Consider the following 21,202-nt stretch of genomic DNA (forward strand, 5'->3'; position numbering starts at 1 on the left):
TCGGCGCGTTCATCTTCGTTCATCTTTGAGGGCCGCGCCATCGCGTCCGCGAGAGCCTCCTGGGTTGAGCGGCGGGGTACGCACGGCTAGAAGCCCGCCGATGGACATCTTCACGATCGACCGCGTCGGCGGCCAGGGCGACGGCGTCGCCCAGACGCCGTCGGGGCCGGTCTTCGCCGGGCTGACCCTGCCCGGCGAAACGGTGCGCGGCATGGTCGTGGACGGCCGGCTGGAGCAGGTCGAGATCGTCACCCCCAGCCCCGACCGGATCGCACCGGTGTCGCCGCAGTACGGCGACTGCGGCGGGTGTTCGCTTCAGCACTGGGCCGAGGGGCCGTATCTGGACTGGAAGCGCGAGCAGGTCCGGCTGGCCCTGGCGCGCGAGGGGATCGAGACCGAGATCGAGGCGACGGTGGCGACGCCGCCCGGAACCCGCCGCCGCGTGGCGCTGCATGCCCGTAGGACGCAGGATGGTCGAGTTGTCTTGGGGTTCAAGGCGCGGCGATCGTGGCGGCTGGTCGAGGTGCAGGCCTGTCCGGTGGCCGATCCCCGGATCGTGGCGGCCATTCCGGCGCTGTCCGAGTTGGCCGCGGCCTTCTTCGAACATCCGAAATCCGCGCCGACCCTGCATGTCACCTGGACCCTGTCTGGGCTGGACGTCGATGTGACGGGGGTCGAGCGTCGCTCGGGCGGCGGGCTGTCGGCCGACGCTCAGTGGAAGGCCATCCAAGCCGCGCATCGGGCCGATCTGGCGCGGCTCAGCCTGGCGGGCGACACTCTGGTCATGGCGCGCCAGCCCAAGGTGGCGTTCGGCCCGGCGACGGTCTCCCTGCCGGCCGGCGGTTTTCTACAGGCCGTGCCCCAGGCGGAAGACGCGATGACCTCACGCGCGGTGGCGGCGGTGAAGGGGGCCAGGAAGATCGCCGACCTGTTCTGCGGTGCGGGCGCCTTCACCTTCCCGCTGGCGACCGTGGCCCCCGTGATCGCGGCGGACGCCTCCAAGCCAGGCATCGACGCGCTGAAGGCCGCCGTCGGCTCGGCCAAGGGCCTGAAGGCCATCACCGCCGAGGCGCGCGACCTGTTCCGCCGACCGCTCAATCCGTATGATCTCAAGGGGTGCGACGCCATCGTGTTCGACCCGCCGCGCGCCGGGGCCATCGACCAGGCGGCGCAGATCGCGGATACAAAGGCCTCGGTCGTGGTCGGGGTGTCGTGCAACCCTCAGACCTTCGCTCGCGACGCCCGCGTCCTGATCGACGCCGGGTTTCGGCTGGAGAAGGTTACGCCGATCGACCAGTTCCTGTGGTCGTCGCATGTCGAACTGGTGGGGGTGTTCAGGCGATGACCATGGACGATCATAACGATGAGGATGGCGGCGGTTTCGACGCCGACGATTGGTCGCGGCTGAAGCCGTTCGTCGGCGCGGTCGCCACGCTGGACGACGTTCAGGCGCGCCGCGCGGTGTTCGCCCTGGGCGAGACGGACGATCCCCGGTCCATCGTCATGGACCTGCCCCAGCCCGTGATCTGGTGGGAAGAGGACGGCGAGCAGGCGGCGGTTGCCGTCCAGGCCGAAAGCCACCTCGGCCCTGACGGCGAGGAGATGGAGATTCTGGGCCTGATCCTGCCGGACGGGGAAGGGGCGGTGGCCCTGATGGAGGATGTCGATCTGGTCGACGATACCGACCCGACCTGGCGCGACCTGGTCACCCGCGCCATCGATCCGTCGGCGGCGGACGATTAATTCAGCGCTGCGGCGACGCGGGCGACGAAGTCCGGCTGCGCCGGGATGTCGCCATGGTCCGCGCGGTGAAACACCAGACGCTCGACATCGACGCCGCGCGTCTCAAGGTCCTGAGCCAGTTTTCGGCTGAGCGCAGGCGGTAGGGTCTCGTCGCGACCGGCCTCCAGCACGACGACCTTGCCAGGATGGCCGTCCAAAGTCGCCGGCACGTCAACGGTCGCCAAGGCATCGGCCAACTGGACACGGACCAGAGGCCGCCAAAGGCCGATCATCTCGTTCACGGCGTCGCGGGCGGTGGGCGTCGTCGCCTCAAGCACAAGGGAGTCGGCGCGTATGACGCGCGCGGCTTCAGCGCAGATCGGGCCGCCCAGAGAATGCCCCCAGGCGATCAGCTTACGGCCCTCGGCGTCGGCTTGTGTGCGAGCGGTCGCCGCAATGACCTCGCCTGCCGACCTATAGGTCGCGAAGTTTGCCTTTCCGGGCGTGTCGCCTGAGCCGGGGTAGTCGAACATCAGCACGTCGCCGAACGGCGCGAGTTCACTCGCGACTTGCGCGCCATTGACGCCGCGCCGGAACAGATTGCCGCCGCAGTAAAGGATCAGCGGTGCGTCGGACCTTCCCGTCCGCACCCGCGTCGCGGCGACGGTGCCGCCGGAATAGGGCAGGGACAGGATCTCGGCGCCGGGAATGGCGGGGCCGGGCGTGAGCACCATCTTCTCGGCCGTCACGCGGGCGTCGGGATAGAAGAACTGCCCCTCCGGCACGCTGACGGTCATGCAGCCGGCCAAGCCGCTGGACAGGCACAGAGCGGCGACCGCCGCCGACAGACGCTTGATCATGAAATCCCCCAAGGATGCTTGAAGCTAACCTGAAGGTGTAGCCTCAGGCAATCTTGTCGAGGAGCCGGTCGAAAAGATCCATCTGCGGCCGCGCGTCGGCGGGGACGCGGAACTGGGTCTCGTCCAGCAGGCGGTGCGGCATATCCAGGCCGTAGCGTTTGACGGCGGCCTTGAACCGCGCGCCGATCAGTTCGGCCACCGGGCCGGTTCCCTTCATGCGCTGGGACCAGTCGGCGTCGTAATCCTTGCCGCCGCGCGTCTGGCGGATCAGGGACATGACGCGCGCCGCGCGGTCCGGCCGGGCGTCGGCCAGCCATTCGCGGAACAGATCCTTGATCTCCAGCGGCAAACGCAGGGTGACATACATGGCCCGCGTCGCTCCCGCCTTCGCCGCCGCCTCCAAAATCGATTCCAGTTCGTGGTCGTTCAGGCCGGGGATGACGGGTGCGAACCCGACGCCGACAGGACAGCCCGCATCCGCCAGGCGGCTGATGGCCTCCAGCCGTTTGGCGGGGGTGGAGGCGCGGGGCTCCATGGCGCGGGCCAAGCCGCGATCCAGCGTGGTGATGGAGACGAAGGCCGAGGCCAGACCCGCCTTGCCCATCGGGCCCAGGATGTCGGCGTCGCGCCCGATCAGCACCGACTTGGAGATGATGCTGAACGGGTGGTTGAAGCGTTGCATGACCTCCAGGATCGAGCGCGTGGATTTCAGATCGCGCTCCACCGGCTGATAGGGGTCGGTATTGCCGCCTATGTGGATGCGTTTGCACCGGTATCGGGGTGCGAGGAACGCCTGTTCCAGCAGACTTGCGGCCTGGGGCTTGAAGAAGATCCGGCTCTCGAAATCCAGGCCCGGGGATAGGCCCATCCAGGCATGGGACGGACGGGCGTAACAGTAGATGCAGCCATGTTCGCAACCTTTGTACGGGTTGATGGAGCGGTCGAATCCGATGTCCGGGCTGTCGTTCCGGGCGATGATGGTGCGGGCATGCTCCGGGGTGAGGGTGGTGCGCAGCGGCGCGGCCTCGGCGTCGTCGCGCGTCCAGCCGTCGTCGAACGACTGATGCTGTTCAGGCTCGTAGCGGCCGGTGGCATTCGAACGCGCCCCTCTTCCCTTGGCGGTTTCCATGGGAAGGACGATGCGACATCACCTAGAACAAAGCAAGAACATTTTGTTCTCACTCTTGGTCGCCTCAGTCGGGGCCGATGACCATGCAGGTGACCCGACGTTCGGCCAGGGCCTCGCAGGCGGTCTTGGCGCCCGTTTCCGTCAGGCCGACGAAGCGCGAGCGATACCAGTCGCCGGCCGTCTGGACGTTGCGCTCGGCCATGGCGAACTGGGTGCGGAAACGGCGGTTGAGCTCTGTCAGCCAGTCGCTGGCCACCTTCTCGTCGCGGAATGCGCCGACCTGAACGGCCCAGCGCCCGGCGGGCGTGCGGGCGGCGGCGCGGGCCGGCTCTCGCGCCGGGGGCGGGGTCGCGCGACGTGGCGTGGTCGAGGGCGCGAGGGCTGCGCTGGATGGCGCGCCATTCAGCGAGGCGGTGACATTGTGGGGGGCGCGAGTGTTCGCCGACGAGGCTGCGGCCTGGCCGATGGCCTGTGCGGTCGCGGCGGCGCGCTGGCTGACGGCGCGTTCCGACGGGGCAGGGGCGACGCGGGTCGGCAGGGCGGCGGGCGGAGGGGCCGCCGTATAGGCGACGGCAGTGGATTCGGCGCCGATGCCGTCCTCGTCGTCATTGACCGAGGCATAGGCGATGGGGGCGTCGGCCGAGACGCTGCCCACGCCGAAGCCGCGCTGTTCGAAGAAGGTCTGGGCCACCTGGATCCGCTCGCCCTGGGCGCGACGACGTTCCACCTCGAATCCGGTGTCCATCAGTTCGGCGACGTGGGCGTTGCGGCTGGCGGTCGAACGGCCGCCCAGCACGACGGTGATCAGCCGGCGTCCGTCACGCACCGCCGAGGCGGCGAGATTGTAGCCCGAGGCATTGGTGTATCCGGTCTTCATGCCGTCATAGCCGCGCCCGGTGGGCAGCAGGCCGTTTGTGTTGCGGTAGTTGCGGCCGTTGAAGGCCCAGTCATGCAGACCGAAGTAGCTGTAGTATTGCGGGAAATCGCGCATGATGGCGCGGGCCAGGATGGCCTGGTCGCGCGCTGACGTCAGCTGGCGGGCATCGGGCAGGCCGTTGGCGGTGTAATAGCGGGTCTGGCTCATGCCCAGCTGTTCCGCCTTCAGCGTCATCATGTTGGTGAAGCGGGCTTCCGACCCCCCGATATGCTCGCCGATGGCCAGGGCCATGTCGTTGGCGGACCGCACGGCCGTGGCGCGCATGGCGTCGTCCAGGGTGATGGTCTGACCGGCGGCGAGGCCCAGTTTCGACGGCGGCTGCGAGGCGGCGCGCGGCGAGATCGTCAGCACGTCGTTCACGTTCGCCTTGCCCTGAGAAAGGGCCTCGAACGTCAGATACAGGGTCATCATCTTGGTCAGGGACGCCGGATAGCGGCGGCTGTCGGCGTTGCGCGCGAACAGAACCTCGCCGGTGGCGGCGTCTATGACGATGGCGGCGTAGCGACTGTTCTCCTGCGCCGAGTAAGCGACCTGAGCCTCGATCGGCCTGACATTCGCACCCAGCACCAGCGAAAGCGCGAGAACGGCGAGCAGGCCACGGCGGAGAAAAGCAATCATGGGTGTACAACCCTCAGTGAGCAGGGCGCGACAGGCCCCCCGGCCGACGCGATGGAAGGGTTAGCATAGGAAGCACGGGTTTCGTGGTGGTTAACCGCTCGTCAACGGGAATTTGAACCGCCAACCAAGGTTATCATCGATAATATGCTGCATTGCACAATAAGCTTGAAAAACCTTCGCACTTGCAGCATATAGGGGGCCTGCGAGGATCATCCTCGCCTGAACATTTCCGCCCGGCGCCCGTCCCGCGGGCCACATTTATCGGAGAAACGACTATGGCCGACGCTACCGAAACCGTGAAGAAGACCGCCGATCAAGTCACCGCCGCCGCCGCTTCGGCCGGCGCCAAGGTCAAGGCTCAGGCCGAGACCATGCAGGCCGCAGGCACTCAAGCCTTCCGCGAAGGCATCGAGAAGTCGACCGCCTCGATGGCCGAGCTGAACGCTCACAGCAAGAAGAACCTGGACGCCATGGTCGAGTCGGCCACCGTCGCCCAGAAGGGCGCCGAGGCCCTGTCGCAACAGGCGCTCGGCTTCGCCAAGTCGTCCTGGGAAGAAGGCGTCGCCGCCTCCAAGGAACTGTCGACCGCCCGTTCGGTGCAGGAGTTCTTCGAACTGCAAACCGCCTGGGCCAAGAAGTCCATGGAGCGCTACGTCGCCGAACTGACCAAGACGAACGAGATCGTCACCGCCACGGTCAAGGACAGCATCAAGCCGATCAACGAGCGCGTCACCGCCTCGGTCGAAAACTTCCAGGCCGCTCGCTAAACAGCGAACCGTCTTGAGGATCGAGAAGGCCCCGGAGTTCGCTCCGGGGCTTTTTTCGTTTTGGATCCGTCGTTTGCACTTCACGCAATCCGTGACTGGACGCGGCTTCAATTCACGCCATCATTCCCTATCTGTTGGAGACAAGACGACTCCCCGATTACGGAATACGAATGCCCATACAAAGGCCCGGTGAAACCGGGGGCGGCCAAGGCGCCGCCACCATCACCGAAACAAAGCCGAAGCTTCAGAAGCCCTCGCTGTATCGGGTGCTGATCCTGAACGACGATTATTCGCCGATGGAATTCGTCGTCTATGTGCTGGAGCGGTTCTTCCAGAAGAGCCGCGAAGAGGCCACCCGCATCATGCTGCATGTGCATCAGCATGGCGTGGGCGTCTGCGGCGTCTTCACCTACGAGGTCGCCGAGACCAAGGTCGCGCAGGTCATCGAGACCGCGCGCCGACACCAGCACCCTCTGCAATGCACGATGGAAAAGGACTGAGAGGAACCTCCCGATGCCTTCATTTTCCCGTCCTCTCGAAGAAACCCTGCACCGCGCGGTGGGATACGCTAATGCGCGCAGGCACGAATATGCGACGCTGGAGCACTTGCTGCTCGCGCTGATCGACGACCCCGATGCGACCGGCGTCATGCAGGCCTGCAACGTCGATCTGACCGCCCTGAAGGCGGCGTTGACGCTTTATGTCGACAACGATCTCGCCGCCTTGGCCACGGCCGATGGCGAGGACGCCAAGCCGACCGCCGGCTTCCAGCGCGTGATCCAGCGCGCTGTGATCCACGTCCAGTCGTCCGGCCGCGAGGAGGTGTCCGGCGCCAATGTGCTGGTCGCCATCTTCTCCGAGCGCGAGAGCCACGCCGCCTACTTCCTGCAAGAGCAGGACATGACGCGCTACGACGCAGTCAACTTCATCGCCCACGGCATCGCCAAGAAGGCCGGCGCCAACGAGACTCGTCCCGCCAAGGGCTCCTCGCCCGAGGAGGCCGAGGACGCCTCGGCCGTCAAGTCGGGCGGCGAGGCGCTGGAAGCCTATTGCGTCGACCTCAACGAGAAGTCGCGCCAGGGCAAGGTCGATCCGCTGATCGGTCGCCAGGCCGAGGTCGATCGTTCGATCCAGATCCTGTGTCGCCGGACCAAGAACAATCCGCTGCTGGTCGGCGACCCCGGCGTCGGCAAGACCGCCATCGCCGAAGGTTTGGCCCGCAAGATCGTCAATGGTGAGGTGCCCGACGTCCTCAAGGACGCCACCATCTACTCGCTCGACATGGGCGCGCTGCTGGCCGGCACCCGCTATCGCGGCGACTTCGAGGAACGCCTGAAGCAGGTGGTCAAGGAGCTGGAGAACCACGAGAACGCCGTGCTCTTCATCGACGAGATCCACACGGTGATCGGCGCTGGCGCGACATCCGGCGGGGCCATGGACGCCTCCAACCTGCTGAAGCCGGCCCTGGCGTCGGGTTCGCTGCGCTGCATGGGATCGACGACCTACAAGGAATATCGCCAGCACTTCGAGAAGGACCGCGCCCTGGTGCGTCGCTTCCAGAAGATCGACGTCAACGAGCCGACGGTCGAGGATACGGTGAAGATCCTGAAGGGTCTGAAGACCTACTACGAGCAGCACCACAAGGTCCGCTACACCGACAGCGCCATCCGCACCGCGGTCGAACTGTCGGCCCGCTACATGACCGACCGCAAACTGCCGGACAAGGCGATCGACGTGATCGACGAAGCCGGAGCAGGCCAGATGTTGCTGGTCGAATCCAAGCGCAAGAAGGTCATCGGTCAGAAGGAGGTCGAGGCCGTCATCGCCAAGATGGCGCGCATCCCGGCCAAGTCGGTGTCCAAGTCCGACACCGAGAGTCTGCGCGAGCTTGAAGTCGATTTGAAGCGCGCGGTCTTTGGCCAGGAGCAGGCCATCGACCAGGTTTCGGCGGCGATGAAGCTAGCGCGGGCGGGTCTGCGCGATCCGAACAAGCCCATCGGCAGCTTCCTGTTCAGCGGCCCGACCGGCGTCGGCAAGACCGAAGTCGCCAAGCAGCTGGCTTCGACCCTAGGCATCGAGATGCAGCGGTTCGACATGTCGGAATATATGGAGCGCCACACGGTCAGCCGCCTGATCGGGGCCCCTCCCGGCTATGTCGGCCATGACCAGGGCGGCCTGCTGACCGACGCCGTCGATCAGCATCCGCATTCGGTGGTGCTGCTGGACGAGATCGAGAAGGCGCACCCGGATGTCTACAACATCCTGTTGCAGGTGATGGACAACGGCATGCTGACCGACGCGGTCGGCAAGAAGGTCGACTTCAGGAACGTCATCCTGATCATGACCACCAATGCCGGGGCCGCCGACAATGCCCGCGCCTCCATCGGCTTCGGCCGGGGCAAGGTCGAGGGCGAGGACGACAAGGCCATCCAGCGCCTGTTCGCGCCGGAGTTCAGGAACCGTCTGGACGCCATAGTGGCCTTCAAACCGCTGCAGGCCGACACGATCCGCTCGGTGGTGACCAAGTTCATCCTTCAGCTGGAAGCCCAGCTGGCGGATCGCAACATCACCATCGAACTGACCGACGAAGCCGCCGACTGGCTGGCCAAGAACGGCTTCGACGAACTGTACGGCGCGCGTCCTCTGGCGCGGGTCATCCAGGACTCGATCAAGAAGCCGCTGGCCGACGACATCCTGTTCGGACGTCTGACGCGCGGCGGGCACGTCAAGGTGCAGCTAAAGGACGGCAAGATCGACTTCGACATCGCCAGCGCCAACGCGCCGGCGAAGGCCGAGGAAGAAGAGACGGCCTGATCTTACAAGGGTCGAAGGCGGAAGGCCCGGCTGGAAACAGCCGGGCCTTTTTCTATGTGGCCTTGTAGGGCGACAGTTCCTCGGTCATCGCCGCCATCTCGGCCTGCATCGCCGGGCGTTCGCCGTCCAGATAGCGGGCCACGGGATCGCGCAGCGCCGGGTCGGCGATGACGTGGGCGGAATAGACGGGGGAGGGCAGGTAGCCGCGCGCGATCTTGTGGTCGCCCTGGGCGCCCGCCTCGACGCGGGACAGGCCGCGCGAAATGGCGAATTCGATGGCCTGGTAGTAGCAGAGCTCGAAATGCAGGAAGGGCACGTCTTCCAGCGTGCCCCACTGGCGGCCATACAAGGCGTCGCGGCCGATGAAGTTCAGGGCGCCGGCGATGGGCGTCTGGTCCCGAAACGCCATGACCAGGGCGATCCGGTCGGCCATGGTTGCGCCGACGCGGCTGAAGAAGTCGCGCGTCAGATAGGGCTGGCCCCATTTGCGCGAGCCGGTGTCCGTATAGAAGGCGAAGAAGGCGTCCCAGTGCGCCTCGGTGATGTCGGCGCCGGTCAGGACGCGGATGTCGAGATCGGTCTGGGCGTCGCGGCGCTCGCGCTTGATGGTCTTGCGGCGGTTGGCCGACAGGGCGGCGAGGAAGTCGTCGAAGGTCCGGTAGCCGTTGTTGCGCCAGATGAACTGGATGTCCTGGCGCGGCAGCAGGCCCGACTCGGCCATAGCCGACCATTCCGGCTCGGTCGGGAAGTTGACGTGCAGGGACGAGACGCCGAGCCGCTCGACCAGCGTCACCGCCCCCTGGATCAACGCCTGACGCACCGTGGCGGCGTCGGTCTCGGGATGGTTCAGGAAGCGCGGGCCGGTCGCCGGGGTGAACGGCACGGCGCCCAGCAGCTTGGGATAATAACGCCCGCCGGCCCGTTCATAGGCGTCGGCCCAGCTGTGGTCGAAGACGTATTCGCCCTGGCTGTTGCCCTTCAGATAGAGGGGCATGACGCCCAGGACGGCGTTGTCGTCACCCCGCAGGGCCAGATGACGCGGGGCCCAGCCCTGGCGAGGCGCGGCGCTGCCCGAAGCTTCGCAGGCGTGCAGGAAGTCATAGGAGACGAAGGGATCGCCGGTGGGACGCGCGCACGCATCCCAGGCCTCGCGGCCGATGTCGGCGATCCCTTCGTGAACCGAGATCTGAAAGATCAGCGGATCTCCACGATCGCATCGATCTCGACGGCGAAGCCGAGCGGCAGCTTGTAGACGCCGACGGCCGAACGGGCGTGCTTGCCCGCGTCGCCGAAAACTTCGACCATCAGGTCCGAGCAGCCGTTGATCACGGCGGGAATGGCGATGAAGTCGGGACCGGCCTGTACGAAGCCGCCCAGTTTGACGATGCGGACCACCCGGTCCAGGTCGCCGTCGCAGGCGGCCTTGATCTGGGCGATCAGGTTCAGACCGCACAGGCGGGCCGCTTCCGTGGCCTGTTCCGGCGTCACGTCCACGCCGACCGTGCCCTTGATCCCGCCCGAGGCGTCGTTCGACAGCTGGCCCGAGATGGTGACCTGATTGCCCGAGCGGACATAGGAGACATAGCTGGCCACCGGCTTGGCGGGTTCCGGCAGGGTAAGGCCGAGTTCGGCAATGCGGGCTTCGATGCTCATGGGGGCTCCTTTTATCTGGGCGCGGTTTAGCGCGCGGCAAGGGCGGCGTCACGCCTTCGACCGGCATTTGACCCGCTTTAAAGGTTCGCCAACCGCGCCGTGTCATTGTGCCGATCATGGATATGCACCTGAGTCCCGACGTCGCCGTCTTCCATGCCGTGATCGCGCGGCTGTCCCCTGACGACCGGGCGCGCGTGGACGCCGTCGCCGGACCGGCAGCGCAAAAGGCCGCCGAGGCCGCGCCGCACTGGGATTTCGAAATGCCGGCCAAGGCGGTGGACGCCCTGCTGGGCGCTGAGGCTTCGGACGATGTGCGGCGGGGCCTGGTCGCCGCCTGGACGCTGCAACTGCCCGACCGCGCGGCGGCGATGAACCTGCCTGCCGAGGTGATGGCCCTCTATCCCTACTGGATCGAGCAGTTGGCGGCCTTTCTGGACAAGGCCGAGGGCGATTACGTCTTCGACCATTGGTCCAAGGACGTGCGCTTCACCCTGGCGCTCAGCGTGCCGGGGGCCAAAAGCCAGGTGATCGATCTGAGCTCGCCGGTCGGGCCGGGCCAGATCGTCAAACACGTCCGCGACGGCTGGGGCATCAAACTCCTGTTCCGCTATCTGGCGGCGGGCGCCAAGCGCGAGCCGTGGCTGGAGGTGCACACCGAAAGCCGCTGGCTGCGGGGCTTCAACGAGGACGGCTGGAACGAGGCCTGGGCGACGGCGGCGGAGCTGTGTCGTGCGCGGCCGGAACTGGCGGGCATGATCGGCTCCAGCTGGTTCTACGACCCGCCCCTGACCGAGATCAGCCCGCGCCTGGCGCACCTGCGGCTCAACCCGCTGAAGGGCGGCGCCTTCATGGTCCATCAGGGGCCGGCGCCGATCCACACCGAACGGGCGGCGACGGCCTCGGCGTCGAGGAAGGCGCTGATCGACAGCGGGGAATACACCGCCCGATCCTGGCTGATGATCTGGCCCCGCAAGGAGCTGATCGCCTGGGCGGATAGGCGCAAGGCCGGCTGAAACGTCAGGCCGTCGCCATCGCCCACGCCGCCGCGACCGGCTGAATGTCCAGATCGGCCGCCTTGGCCAGGCGGATCAGCCGGTCGATGTCCTCGGGACGACAGCCATAGGGCGTCGGCGCATCGCTGACATCGTGGCCATAGGCGATCAGCCAACCCCTGGACGCCGCCGTCTCCGCCACCAGCGCCTCCAGATCATAGCCGGGCAGGCGACGGCTCTCCAGGCCGATGGCTTGCAGCAGGTTCCGGTCGGTGCGGCCGGCATTGATCCCGTCGCGCACGCCCCGCCCGCACAGGAAACGTTTGTTGATGATCGCCTTGGACCCCAGGGCGCAGTCGCCGAACGGATAGGCGAAGGTCTGCATCTGATAGCCGTCCAGCCGTTCGGCCACCCAGGCGGCGTTGCGGGCCAGGCTCGCGTCCAGTTCGTCCGGCGACAGGGTCAGGGTCGAGACGTGTTCGTAGGTGTGGCAGCCGACCTCGTGGCCCGCCTCGTGTAGGGCCTGAAGATGCTCAACCTCGAACTGCGGTAGGTCCAGATTGCGCCCGCCCGCCAGGCCGCCGCAGACATAATAGGTCGCCTTGACCCCGTGCTGGGCCAGGATCGGCCCCGCCTCGGTCCACGCCGATGCCGGGATGTCGTCGAACGACAGGCTGAGGACGCCGCGCGCGGGCTGGACCGTGGCGGGACGGACATCGAGGTAGCGGCCGGCGCGGCGACGCATCTTGTCGAGAAAGGCGTTCATCTCGCCCTTATGGCCGAACGGGCTTAAGGCCGGGTTTCAGACCGTGACGGGTTGGGCGGTCAGGCCGCGCACGCCGAAGACCCGGCGATAGCGTTCGATCTCGGCAGGATCGCCGACCGCCTTTTCGGGATTGTCCGATAGTTTGACGGCGGGCCGGCCGCCGGCCTCGATCACCTTGCAGACCAGGGAGATCGGCTCCAGCTCCGGCGCGAAGGCGGGTGAACAGTCGCGGAAATCATTGGTCAGATTGGTGCCCCAGCCGAAGCTGAGACGGGCGCGGCCGTGGAAATGGGCGTGGGTCGCCTCGATGCCGTCGATGTCCATGCCGTCGGAGAAGATCAACAGCTTGTCCTTCGGATCGCGCCCACGCGCGCGCCACCAGTCGATCAAGCGATCTCCGGCCGGAATGGGCGGGGCCGAGTCGGGCCGGAAGCCGGTCCAGTCCGCGACCCAATCGGGCGCTTGTTCCAGAAACGCCTCGGTGCCGAAGGCGTCGGGCAGGACGATCAGCAGATTGCCCGCATAATGCCTGCGCCACTCGTCCAGCACGGCATAGGGAACCTGGGCCAGCGCCGCATCGTCGGGCGCCAGCGCCGCCATGACCATCGGCAGCTCGTGGCCATTGGTGCCGATGGCCTCCAGATCGTTCTCCATCGCGTGTAGCACATTGGACGTGCCGATGAAGGAGGATCCAAGCCCCTCCTTGAGCGCCTGGATGCACCAGCGTTGCCACAGGAAGCCGTGGCGGCGGCGGGTGCCGAAGTCGGACAGTGCCAGGTCGGGCAGGGCGCGCAGTCGCTCGATCTTGGACCACAGCCGTGTCTTGGCCCGGGCATAGAGGATGTCGATCTCGAACCTTCCGAGGCGACGCATGCCGACGCGGCAACGCAACTCGTTCAGGATCGCCAGCGCCGGGATTTCCCACAGCGTCACTTCGGCCCAGCCGCCCGAGAAGGTCAGCACATACTGCCCGTCCTGAACCGACAGGTCATAGTCCGGCAGGCGGTAATTGGTCAGCCAGGCGATGAAGTCGGGCGAGAAGATCTGCTTCACCCCATAGAAGCTGTTGCCCGCCAGCCAGACCAATTCCTTGTTGGTGAAGCGCAGGGTGCGGGCATGATCCAGCTGCTCGCGCAGGGCGTCGATGTCGATCTCGTCGGCCAGGCGGACGGATTTGGTGCGGTTGATGACCTGAAAGACGACGGGCACGTCGCGATGCTCGCGCCAGATCATCTGCAGCATCAGCAGTTTATAGAAGTCGGTGTCCAGCAGGCTGCGGACGATCGGGTCCAGGCGAAAGCCGTGGTCATAGGCGCGTTTGGCGAGGTCCATGGCGCTTCCTACGGCTTCAGCGCGCGCCCCGCCACCACAGCGTCCTTGCCGAACTTTTCGCGTAGCTTGTCGATGGCGCGTTCGGTCTTCAGGGTGCGGGTCTCGGGGGTCTGGAACAGGCCGGCGGGCGCGTCCTCGGCGTCCTGGACGTCGGCCATGCCGATGCCGATCAGGCGGTAGGGCTGGCCGAGTTCGGGCTTCAGCAGATCGCGCCCCGCAGAGAACAGGGCGCGCGCCGTCTGGACCGGGTCGGGCAGGGTGATGCGGCGGGTGACGATCTTGAAATCGGTGCGGCGCAGCTTCAGCACCAGCACCCGGCTGGCGACGCCGTCGCGCCGGGCCTTGGACGCCAGCTTCTCGCACAGGGGCCACAGTTCGGCCTCCAGCGCCTCGGCCGAGGTCAGGTCTTCGTTGAAGGTGGTCTCGGCGCTCATTCCCTTGCGGTCGCGCTCGGGGTTCACGGCGCGGGCGTCGCGGGCGTGGGCCAGCTCGTGCAGGCGCAGGCCCGATTCGCCGTAACGTTTGACCAGATCGCGCACATCCGCCCGGGCCAGATCACCGATGGTCGAATAGCCGTCGCTGCGCAGCGCCTTGCCGAACACCGGGCCGACGCCGGGCAGGGTGGTAACGAGGCGCGGCGCCAGCAGGGCCTGAGCGTTGGCGGCGCCGACGACGGAGAAGCCGCGCGGCTTGTCGAATTCAGATGCAAGCTTGGCCAGGAAACGGTTGGGGGCCAGGCCGATGGAGACGGTCAGGCCAGTCTCCTCCTCGATCTGTTTCTGGAAACGGATCAACTGAAACGCTGGTGGGCCGCCGTTCAGCCGTTCGGTGCCCGACAGATCGACCCAGGCCTCGTCCAGCGACAGCGGCTGGATCAAGGGCGTCAGCTTTCCCAACGCCCCCAGGATACGCTGCGATTCGAAGACGTATTTGGTGAAGTCGGGCCTGATGACCACCGCCTCTGGACAGGCCTTCAGCGCCTTGAACATCGGCATGGCGGATCCGACGCCGTATTGGCGCGCGACATAGCAGGCGGTGGAGACGACCCCGCGCTTGCCGCCGCCGACGATGACCGGCTTGTCGCGCAGCTCCGGCCGGTCGCGCTTCTCCACCGAGGCGTAGAAGGCGTCGCAGTCCATGTGGGCGATCGACAGCTGGTCCAATTCGGGGTCGGCGACGATCCGTCGCGACCCGCACGCCGGACAGCGGCGCTCGGGCGGCCCGGCGGGATCTTCGCCGGTCCACAGGCAGTCGCGACAGATGGCCTTGATGGCCACGCTTAAGGTCTCCGTAAGGTTGGCTTCACCCCAACTTAAGACTGCTCGCCTACGAATGCGACCAACGAGGCGTCCCGCGTTCGAGGGGCGCGCAGGTCAGGTGATGATGTCCAAGAAAGTCCTCATCGTCGAGGATAACGAGCTGAACATGAAGCTTTTTCATGATCTGCTCGATTCCCAGGGCTACGAGACGCTGCAGACCCGCGAAGGGCTGCAGGCGTTGGCCCTGGCGCGCGCCCATCATCCCGATCTGATCCTGATGGATATTCAGCTGCCGGAAATCTCGGGCCTGGAAGTCACCAAGTGGCTGAAGGACGACGAGGAGCTCAGCCATATCCCCGTCATCGCCGTGACCGCCTTCGCCATGAAGGGCGACGAGGAGCGCATCCGTCAGGGTGGGTGCGAGGCCTATATCTCCAAGCCCATCTCGGTCATGCATTTCCTCGAAACCATCCGGCAGCACCTCGGATGAGCGCCCGGATCCTCGTCGTCGACGATGTAGACGTGAACGTCCGCCTGCTCGAAGCCAAGCTGACTATCGAATATTACGACGTCCTGAGCTGCAACGACGGCGCGTCGGCCCTGGCCATCGCCGCCGAGCATCAGCCGGACCTGATCCTGCTGGACGTCATGATGCCCGGCATGGACGGGTTCGAGACCTGTCGCCGGCTGAAGGCCCAGGCCGAGACGCGCCATATCCCCGTCGTGCTTGTCACCGCACTGGACGGTCGCCAGGATCGCATCAGGGGGCTGGAAGCCGGCGCCGACGACTTTCTGACCAAGCCCATCGACGACGTGATCCTGTTCGCGCGGGTCAAGTCGCTGACCCGGCTGAAGCACGTCATGGACGAACTGCGCGAGCGTGAGGAAAGCGGCCGGCGTCTGGGCGTCGATTCGGATGGCGCGGCGCGGCTGCGCAGCGAGGGCGGTCGGGTTTTGATCGTCGATGACGACATGCGTCAGGCCGAGAAGATGGCGGCCGAGCTGAGCGGCGAACACCGCGTCACCATCGAATCCGATCCCGAGGCGGCGCTGGTCGCGGCTAAGGGGGCGCTGGACCTGATCATCGTCAATGTCGCCGCCGCCGGCTTCGACGGCCTGCGGATCGTGGCCCAGGCCAAGTCGGGCGATGCGCGCCGCGCGCCGATCCTGGCGGTGGTGGAACCGGCCGAACGGCCGCGCATGGTCAAGGCGTTGGAACTGGGCGCCGCCGACATCCTGCCGCGTCCCATCGACACCGAGGAGCTGTCGGCGCGCGTGCGCACCCAGATCCGACGCAAACGCTACACCGACTTCCTGCGCCAGAAGCTGGACAGCAGCATGGAAATGGCGGTCACCGACGCCCTGACCGGCCTGCACAATCGTCGCTACATGACTGGCCAGCTACAGGCTCTGGTCGGCCGCGCGGCCCAGGGCGGGTCTCAGGTCGCGGCGCTGGTGCTGGACATCGACCACTTCAAGTCCGTCAACGACAGCTTCGGGCATGACGCCGGGGACGAGGTGCTGGTCGAGTTCGCCGTGCGCCTGGCCACCAACGTCCGCGCCGTCGATCTGCCGTGCCGGATGGGCGGGGAAGAGTTCGTGGTGGTCATGCCGGGCGCCAGCCTGGAAGACGCCGGCCGCGTCGCCGAACGGATTCGCCGCGATGTCGCCTCCGCCCCGTTCCGGGTCATGGGCGGCAAGGAACAGATCACCATCACCATCTCGATCGGCGTGGCCGCCACGACCGGCGACGGCGACACGCCCGAGGGCCTGCTGAAACGCGCCGACGAAGGCGTCTATGAGGCCAAGGCCGCCGGCCGCAACAAGGTCATCGCCAAGGCGGCCTGACTCACCCGCTCGACAACGAAAAACGCCCGGCTGGAGACCAGCCGGGCGTTTTCAATTTCTCAGCTGATCAAGGCCTTACTTGATCTTGCCTTCCTTGAACTCGACGTGCTTGCGCACGACGGGATCGTACTTCTTGACGACCATTTTCTCGGTCATGGTGCGGGCGTTCTTCTTGGTGACATAGAAGAAGCCGGTGTCGGCCGTGGAGTTCAGGCGGATCTTGATGGAAGCCGGTTTGGCCATCGGAATTACCTCTGCGACGGCGAAAGCCGCTTAAAATAAGAGGCGCGGAACATACTCAGGATCGCCCCAAAGTCAACGGGCGCGATGCCACGTTGATGCGGTCGGATGCACATATAGTGTGACCATATGAAAATCGCATCCTTGCTGGCCGCTGCGGCCCTGGTTTCCCTGTCGTCCGCCGGCGTTGCGGCGGCTTCTCCTGCTCCGGCCCCCGTTCTGAGCCAGAACGATTTCCTGGCGCGGCTGAACGCCCTGTGTGGCCAGCGATTCGAAGGCCGGGTCGTCACGACCGACGCCGCCGACGCCAAGTTCGCCAGCGAGCGGCTGATCATGCACGTCCGCGACTGTTCGGCGGACGAGGTGCGCATTCCCTTCTCTGTGGGCGAGGATCGTTCGCGCACCTGGGTCGTGACGAAGACGGACGCGGGCCTGCGGCTCAAGCACGATCACCGGCATGAGGACGGCACGACCGACGTGCTGCACTGGTATGGCGGCGACACGGCCGGCGCCGGCACGGCCGAGCGGCAGGAGTTTCCCGTCGACGCCGAATCGATCGCCCTGTTCAACGCCAATGACGCGGCGGTCTCGACCACCAATGTCTGGGCGATGGAGGTCCATCCCGACCGGATGTTCGCCTATGAACTGCGCCGCCCCAACCGCCATTTCCGCGTCGAGTTCGATCTGACGAAGCCGGTCGCGGACTAAGGATCAGACGACGCGCCAGGCCTGAATCGGCCGCACGGTGGCGCAGGCGGGACTACCGTCCTTGGCTCGGCCAGGCAGGACGACCTCAAGCAAGCGCCCCTCGCGCGCCTGGGCCAGCAGATCGGCGGGAATATCGTGGACGTTGATCTTGGCGCGTCGGCTCCATGCGCTGGCGTGCAAACCTGCCGACGTGCCGATGGCGATATAGACGAAGCGCCGCGCCGGTCCCTCGCGCCGCACGAAGGGACCGGTCAGCCGCCCGTCGTCGGACAGGATGACCGGGACATCGAAGCTGATCGGACCGTCGCCTGCGATGCGCGGCTCGACCGGCATATTGGCCTTGTCCTGCAAGCTGTAGGCGACGCGCGGGACCGGGTCGGCGATGGTCAGGCGCAGGGTGATCGTCGATCCGGCCATGTCAGTCCCTGTGTTCGACCGTGTGGCGGCCTCGCACCATCCGCACGAAGGGCAGGGGGCGGTTCGGATGTTCCAGTCGCTCCGCCAGCTCCCCCAGCACAAAGCGGGTGATGGCGGGCAAGTCCAGCGCGCGCGCCTCATCCAGCGGCAGCCAGGCGATCTCGTCCAGTTCGCCCGATCCGGCGGTCGGTTCAGGGCTCAACAGGGCCTCGGCCGGCGCCATGAAGAACCGGGCGTCGAACCGTCGCGTGCGGCCCGGCGGCGTGATGGCGCGAGCGATGTAGGACAGGACCGACAGATCGGGCAGGGCGCCCGCCTGACGATACTCCCGCCACGGTCCGGCGACTGAGGCGCTCGGCGCGGGCCGCCCCAGAATCAGTCCGGTCTCCTCGAAGGTCTCGCGCACCGCCGTTAGGGCCAGGGCGCGCGCTCGGCGGGCCGGCAGTTCGCCTTCCAGTCGCCGCACAACATCGGAGGGCAGGGCGCCTGTCGCGGCGGCGTTGAAGTCGCTGCGGTCGATGCGCCCGCCCGGAAACACCCATTTCGACGCCATGAAGACATGCCCCGGCGCCCGTCTTCCCATCAGCACCTCGGGCCGCAATCCGCCCCGCGTCAGGATCAGCGTCGCGGCGTCCTTCGGGCGTTGGCCGCCGCCGACGCGCGGGGCGTCGGCCAGGTCCTGAGCAGCGTCGAAGGGGGCAGTCACGACAATCCTCCCCCGTGGGGGAGGATTCGGCGGAGGCCTTGCGTCACTTCCGCTTGCCCTTGCGCACACCTTTCAGGCCGCCCGAAGGACGGCCGCCCTTTGCAGGCTTGGGACCGCCGGGGCGGTTCTTGCCGCGCATCGGCGGGCCGTCGCCGCCGCGTCCACGCACGCCATAGCGCGGGGCCGGAGCGTTGGGGTCGCGGGCTTCGGGCTCGCTCAGCATTTCGAACACCAGGCCGCCGGTGACGGGGGTGGCCTCCATCAGCTTGACCTCGACGTTGCGGCCCAGGGTGAACCGCTTGCCGGTGCGTTCGCCGACCAGGGCGTGGGCGCGGTCGTCGTGGGCGAAATATTCGGTCCCCAGGGTCGAGACGGGGACCAGGCCGTCCGCGCCGGTCTCGTCCAGCCGGATGAACAGGCCGAAGCGGGTCACGCCGGTGATCCGGCCGGTGAAGGTCGCGCCGACATGCTCTTCCAGATAGGCGGCGATATAGCGGTCCATGGCGTCGCGCTCGGCCGCCATCGACCGGCGCTCGGTCATGGTGACGCCCTCGGCGATGGCGGGCAGTTCGGCGATCTCGCGGTCAGTCAGTCCATCCTTGCCCAGGTTCAGCGCCCGGATCAGGCCGCGATGGACGATCAGGTCGGAATAGCGCCGGATCGGCGAGGTGAAGTGGGCGTAGCGGTCCAGGTTCAGGCCGAAGTGGCCGATGTTCTCGGGGCTGTAGATCGCCTGCATCTGGCTGCGCAGGACGACTTCGTTGACGACGTCGGCATGTTCGGTGTCGCGAGTCTCGTCCAGCAGCTTGTTGAACCGCTTGGTTGTGCCCGGCTCACCCTTATTCCACGGCTTGCCGATGGTGGACAGGAAGTCGGCCAGGTTGAAGATCTTCTCCTGGCTGGGCGTGTCGTGGATGCGGTAAATGAGCGGCGTCTTCTTCTGCTCCAGCGTCTCGGCGGCGCAGACGTTGGCCTGGATCATCATCTCTTCGATCAGCCGGTGCGCCTCCAGCGAGGCGCGCTTCTCGATGGAGGCGATGCCGCCGTCCGGGGCCATACGGATGCGGCGTTCGGCCGACTCGATCTGAAGCGGACTGCGCTTCAGCCGGCCTTTCAGCATGGCGTGATATGCGTTCCACAGCGGATAGAGGATGGCCTCCATGATCGGGCCGGTGGCGTCGTCCGTTTGCCCGTCGATGGCGGCCTGAGCCTGTTCGTAGCTGAGCTTGGCGTGCGACCGCATCAGGCCGCGCACGAACTTGTGGCCGGTCTTTCGGCCGTCCTTGTCGAACACCATCCGGACGGCCAGGCAGGCGCGGTTCTCGCCCTCCTTCAGGCTGCACAGGCCGTTCGACAGCACTTCGGGCAGCATCGGCTCGACGCGGTCGGGGAAATAGGTCGAATTGCCCTTGTCGCGCGCCTCGCGGTCCAGGTGGGTTCCGGGGCGGACATAGGCGGCGACGTCGGCGATGGCGACCCACACGATCCAGCCGCCGTCGTTCTTCGGATCCTCGTCGCGCGCCGCATAGACGGCGTCGTCGTGATCGCGCGCATCTGCGGGGTCGATCGTGATGAAGGGCACCTCGCGCAGATCCTCGCGGCCCTTCAGCGTCGGCAGGGCCTGATCTTCGGCTTCGCGCTCGACGGCTTCGGAGAAGCCCGTCGGAATGCTGTGGGCGTGGATGGCGATCAGGGAGGCGGCGCGGGGGTCATCCTCCTTGCCGATGTGCTCCAGGATCTTGCCGCGCTTGGGACCGAACCGCTGCTCGCCCTTTTCGATGGCGGCCAGGACCAGGTCGCCGTCACGCAGGTCGCCGGACTGGGCTTGTGGCACCAGCAGCACGTCCTTTGAGCGGCGGTCGACCGGCTCGACACGCGTCTCGCGCGCGGACTTGCGGATGACGCCCAGGACGCGGTTGGCGCCCACGTCCAGCTTCTTGATCAGCCGGGCTTCCCAGCCCTCGGCGCCGCGCTGGAACTTGACCAGCACACGGTCGCCCAGACCGGGCGCGGGGCCGGGCTTGGACTTGTCGGGCATCAGGATGGCGCGCGGCGCGTCGGCGCTGGCCTCGACCAGGCGGACATACAGTTCTCCGTCGCCGTCGCGCTCGGTCACATCGGCGACGCCTACGGGGGGCAGGGCGCCGGCTTCGGAAAAGCCCTTGCGGCCGCGCTTGCCCAGTCGGCCTTCTTCTTCAAGCTCGCGGATCATTTCGCGCAGGGCCCGGCGGTCGCCGCCCTTCAGCCCGAAATGGCGTGCGATGTCGGTCTTCTCGGCCGATCCGGCCTCGCGCAGGAAGGCGAGGAGGGTGTCTTTGTCGGGCAGGCCGGCGGGCGGCCTCTTGGATGAATTGGTCATTATGTCTTTCGTAGCGCGGAACCGCGCTCTTGAGTAAATCTTGGGAGGTCAAATCTTGCGTGAGTTGACCGAGTG

21 protein-coding genes are annotated in these 21,202 nt (G+C 66.7%); 9 read left to right on the forward strand and 12 right to left on the reverse strand.

The window, feature by feature from the left end; genetic code table 11:
• The first annotated feature begins 100 nt into the window (after positions 1-100).
• Both ACQY72_RS15760 and ACQY72_RS15765 read left to right on the forward strand, forming a co-directional pair.
• A complete protein-coding gene (locus tag ACQY72_RS15760) occupies positions 101-1,345 on the forward strand; it encodes a class I SAM-dependent RNA methyltransferase (RefSeq protein ID WP_428154748.1) in 1,245 nt (414 codons plus the stop codon).
• Between the two features lie 2 nt (positions 1,346-1,347).
• Positions 1,348-1,743, forward strand: a complete 396-nt coding sequence (locus ACQY72_RS15765; RefSeq protein ID WP_428154750.1) for a hypothetical protein — start codon at positions 1,348-1,350, stop codon at positions 1,741-1,743.
• Here the strand turns inward: ACQY72_RS15765 and ACQY72_RS15770 are convergent.
• From ACQY72_RS15770 to ACQY72_RS15780, 3 genes are all read right to left on the reverse strand, one after another.
• Positions 1,740-2,582, reverse strand: a complete 843-nt coding sequence (locus ACQY72_RS15770; RefSeq protein ID WP_428154751.1) for an alpha/beta hydrolase family protein — start codon at positions 2,580-2,582, stop codon at positions 1,740-1,742. The genes ACQY72_RS15765 and ACQY72_RS15770 overlap by 4 nt on opposite strands.
• 43 nt (positions 2,583-2,625) lie before the next feature.
• Complete coding sequence (locus ACQY72_RS15775) at positions 2,626-3,711, reverse strand: PA0069 family radical SAM protein (RefSeq protein WP_428154752.1); 1,086 nt, start codon at positions 3,709-3,711, stop codon at positions 2,626-2,628.
• A 64-nt stretch (positions 3,712-3,775) separates the two neighbouring features.
• Positions 3,776-5,266 (reverse strand): serine hydrolase, encoded by a 1,491-nt coding sequence (locus ACQY72_RS15780; protein ID WP_428154754.1) that lies wholly within the window; start codon positions 5,264-5,266, stop codon positions 3,776-3,778.
• Positions 5,267-5,541: 275 nt separating this feature from the next.
• Here ACQY72_RS15780 and ACQY72_RS15785 point away from each other — a divergent pair, with 275 nt between their 5' ends.
• The 3 genes from ACQY72_RS15785 to clpA all read left to right on the forward strand — a co-directional run bounded on the left by ACQY72_RS15785 (position 5,542) and on the right by clpA (position 8,847).
• Positions 5,542-6,033 carry a phasin family protein gene (locus ACQY72_RS15785; RefSeq protein ID WP_372694595.1) on the forward strand — a complete coding sequence of 164 codons (492 nt, stop codon included), beginning with the start codon at positions 5,542-5,544 and terminating at the stop codon, positions 6,031-6,033.
• 170 nt (positions 6,034-6,203) lie between these two features.
• Positions 6,204-6,533, forward strand: a complete 330-nt coding sequence (gene clpS, locus ACQY72_RS15790; RefSeq protein ID WP_428154755.1) for an ATP-dependent Clp protease adapter ClpS — start codon at positions 6,204-6,206, stop codon at positions 6,531-6,533.
• A gap of 13 nt (positions 6,534-6,546) precedes the next feature.
• Positions 6,547-8,847, forward strand: coding sequence for an ATP-dependent Clp protease ATP-binding subunit ClpA (clpA, locus tag ACQY72_RS15795; protein ID WP_428154756.1), 2,301 nt, complete (start codon positions 6,547-6,549; stop codon positions 8,845-8,847).
• Between the two features lie 52 nt (positions 8,848-8,899).
• Here clpA and ACQY72_RS15800 read toward each other — a convergent pair whose 3' ends face one another.
• A complete protein-coding gene (locus tag ACQY72_RS15800; protein WP_428156726.1) occupies positions 8,900-10,045 on the reverse strand; it encodes a GNAT family N-acetyltransferase in 1,146 nt (381 codons plus the stop codon).
• Positions 10,042-10,500 carry a RidA family protein gene (locus tag ACQY72_RS15805; RefSeq protein WP_135195265.1) on the reverse strand — a complete coding sequence of 153 codons (459 nt, stop codon included), beginning with the start codon at positions 10,498-10,500 and terminating at the stop codon, positions 10,042-10,044. Before ACQY72_RS15805 ends, ACQY72_RS15800 begins: the two co-directional genes overlap by 4 nt.
• A 116-nt stretch (positions 10,501-10,616) precedes the next feature.
• On the opposite strand from ACQY72_RS15805, the gene ACQY72_RS15810 reads away from it, so the two are divergent.
• Entirely contained in the window at positions 10,617-11,513 is an 897-nt protein-coding gene (locus ACQY72_RS15810) for a hypothetical protein (protein ID WP_428154758.1), read from the forward strand.
• A gap of 4 nt (positions 11,514-11,517) precedes the next feature.
• Here the strand turns inward: ACQY72_RS15810 and ACQY72_RS15815 are convergent, their stop codons facing one another.
• From ACQY72_RS15815 to ACQY72_RS15825, 3 genes are read right to left on the reverse strand one after another with little or no spacing between them, the layout of a single operon-like run.
• Positions 11,518-12,258, reverse strand: a complete 741-nt coding sequence (locus ACQY72_RS15815) for a polysaccharide deacetylase family protein (RefSeq protein ID WP_428154760.1) — start codon at positions 12,256-12,258, stop codon at positions 11,518-11,520.
• A gap of 36 nt (positions 12,259-12,294) precedes the next feature.
• The gene (gene pncB / locus ACQY72_RS15820) at positions 12,295-13,590 is read right to left on the reverse strand and encodes a nicotinate phosphoribosyltransferase (RefSeq protein WP_428154762.1); all 1,296 of its coding nucleotides are present in this window, start codon (positions 13,588-13,590) and stop codon (positions 12,295-12,297) included.
• A gap of 8 nt (positions 13,591-13,598) precedes the next feature.
• Positions 13,599-14,867 (reverse strand): DNA polymerase IV, encoded by a 1,269-nt coding sequence (locus ACQY72_RS15825; RefSeq protein WP_428154764.1) that lies wholly within the window; start codon positions 14,865-14,867, stop codon positions 13,599-13,601.
• Between the two features lie 106 nt (positions 14,868-14,973).
• Here ACQY72_RS15825 and ACQY72_RS15830 point away from each other — a divergent pair, with 106 nt between their 5' ends.
• Entirely contained in the window at positions 14,974-15,339 is a 366-nt protein-coding gene (locus ACQY72_RS15830; RefSeq protein WP_167762544.1) for a response regulator, read from the forward strand.
• A complete protein-coding gene (locus ACQY72_RS15835) occupies positions 15,336-16,697 on the forward strand; it encodes a PleD family two-component system response regulator (RefSeq protein WP_428154766.1) in 1,362 nt (453 codons plus the stop codon). Before ACQY72_RS15830 ends, ACQY72_RS15835 begins: the two co-directional genes overlap by 4 nt.
• A 75-nt stretch (positions 16,698-16,772) precedes the next feature.
• Here ACQY72_RS15835 and rpmG read toward each other — a convergent pair whose 3' ends face one another.
• Positions 16,773-16,940 carry a 50S ribosomal protein L33 gene (gene rpmG / locus ACQY72_RS15840; RefSeq protein ID WP_003164451.1) on the reverse strand — a complete coding sequence of 56 codons (168 nt, stop codon included), beginning with the start codon at positions 16,938-16,940 and terminating at the stop codon, positions 16,773-16,775.
• Between the two features lie 126 nt (positions 16,941-17,066).
• On the opposite strand from rpmG, the gene ACQY72_RS15845 reads away from it, so the two are divergent.
• Positions 17,067-17,645: a hypothetical protein gene (locus tag ACQY72_RS15845; protein ID WP_428154767.1), complete on the forward strand. Its 579-nt coding sequence runs from the start codon at positions 17,067-17,069 to the stop codon at positions 17,643-17,645.
• A 3-nt stretch (positions 17,646-17,648) separates the two neighbouring features.
• Here the strand turns inward: ACQY72_RS15845 and ACQY72_RS15850 are convergent, their stop codons facing one another.
• From ACQY72_RS15850 to rnr, 3 genes are read right to left on the reverse strand one after another with little or no spacing between them, the layout of a single operon-like run.
• Positions 17,649-18,062, reverse strand: coding sequence for a DUF5990 family protein (locus tag ACQY72_RS15850; RefSeq protein WP_428154768.1), 414 nt, complete (start codon positions 18,060-18,062; stop codon positions 17,649-17,651).
• 1 nt (position 18,063) lies between these two features.
• Positions 18,064-18,768: an NUDIX hydrolase gene (locus ACQY72_RS15855; RefSeq protein WP_428154769.1), complete on the reverse strand. Its 705-nt coding sequence runs from the start codon at positions 18,766-18,768 to the stop codon at positions 18,064-18,066.
• Between the two features lie 43 nt (positions 18,769-18,811).
• The gene (gene rnr, locus ACQY72_RS15860) at positions 18,812-21,127 is read right to left on the reverse strand and encodes a ribonuclease R (protein WP_428154770.1); all 2,316 of its coding nucleotides are present in this window, start codon (positions 21,125-21,127) and stop codon (positions 18,812-18,814) included.
• Positions 21,128-21,202: the final 75 nt, after the last annotated feature.

Origin of the sequence: Brevundimonas sp., assembly GCF_965279155.1 — a bacterium.
Lineage (GTDB): Bacteria > Pseudomonadota > Alphaproteobacteria > Caulobacterales > Caulobacteraceae > Brevundimonas.

Excerpts from the sequence above, each read along its gene's own strand:
- ACQY72_RS15835 (WP_428154766.1), top strand. The coding sequence starts at position 15,336 with ATGAGCGCCCGGATCCTCGTCGTCGACGATGTAGACGTGAACGTCCGC.
- rnr (WP_428154770.1), bottom strand. The coding sequence starts at position 21,127 with ATGACCAATTCATCCAAGAGGCCGCCCGCCGGCCTGCCCGACAAAGAC.
- ACQY72_RS15770 (WP_428154751.1), bottom strand. The coding sequence starts at position 2,582 with ATGATCAAGCGTCTGTCGGCGGCGGTCGCCGCTCTGTGCCTGTCCAGC.
- clpS (WP_428154755.1), top strand. The coding sequence starts at position 6,204 with ATGCCCATACAAAGGCCCGGTGAAACCGGGGGCGGCCAAGGCGCCGCC.
- ACQY72_RS15830 (WP_167762544.1), top strand. The coding sequence starts at position 14,974 with ATGTCCAAGAAAGTCCTCATCGTCGAGGATAACGAGCTGAACATGAAG.
- pncB (WP_428154762.1), bottom strand. The coding sequence starts at position 13,590 with ATGGACCTCGCCAAACGCGCCTATGACCACGGCTTTCGCCTGGACCCG.
- ACQY72_RS15765 (WP_428154750.1), top strand. The coding sequence starts at position 1,348 with ATGGACGATCATAACGATGAGGATGGCGGCGGTTTCGACGCCGACGAT.
- ACQY72_RS15785 (WP_372694595.1), top strand. The coding sequence starts at position 5,542 with ATGGCCGACGCTACCGAAACCGTGAAGAAGACCGCCGATCAAGTCACC.
- ACQY72_RS15845 (WP_428154767.1), top strand. The coding sequence starts at position 17,067 with ATGAAAATCGCATCCTTGCTGGCCGCTGCGGCCCTGGTTTCCCTGTCG.
- ACQY72_RS15810 (WP_428154758.1), top strand. The coding sequence starts at position 10,617 with ATGGATATGCACCTGAGTCCCGACGTCGCCGTCTTCCATGCCGTGATC.
- ACQY72_RS15815 (WP_428154760.1), bottom strand. The coding sequence starts at position 12,258 with ATGAACGCCTTTCTCGACAAGATGCGTCGCCGCGCCGGCCGCTACCTC.
- ACQY72_RS15850 (WP_428154768.1), bottom strand. The coding sequence starts at position 18,062 with ATGGCCGGATCGACGATCACCCTGCGCCTGACCATCGCCGACCCGGTC.
- ACQY72_RS15760 (WP_428154748.1), top strand. The coding sequence starts at position 101 with ATGGACATCTTCACGATCGACCGCGTCGGCGGCCAGGGCGACGGCGTC.
- ACQY72_RS15780 (WP_428154754.1), bottom strand. The coding sequence starts at position 5,266 with ATGATTGCTTTTCTCCGCCGTGGCCTGCTCGCCGTTCTCGCGCTTTCG.
- ACQY72_RS15775 (WP_428154752.1), bottom strand. The coding sequence starts at position 3,711 with ATGGAAACCGCCAAGGGAAGAGGGGCGCGTTCGAATGCCACCGGCCGC.
- clpA (WP_428154756.1), top strand. The coding sequence starts at position 6,547 with ATGCCTTCATTTTCCCGTCCTCTCGAAGAAACCCTGCACCGCGCGGTG.
- ACQY72_RS15805 (WP_135195265.1), bottom strand. The coding sequence starts at position 10,500 with ATGAGCATCGAAGCCCGCATTGCCGAACTCGGCCTTACCCTGCCGGAA.
- rpmG (WP_003164451.1), bottom strand. The coding sequence starts at position 16,940 with ATGGCCAAACCGGCTTCCATCAAGATCCGCCTGAACTCCACGGCCGAC.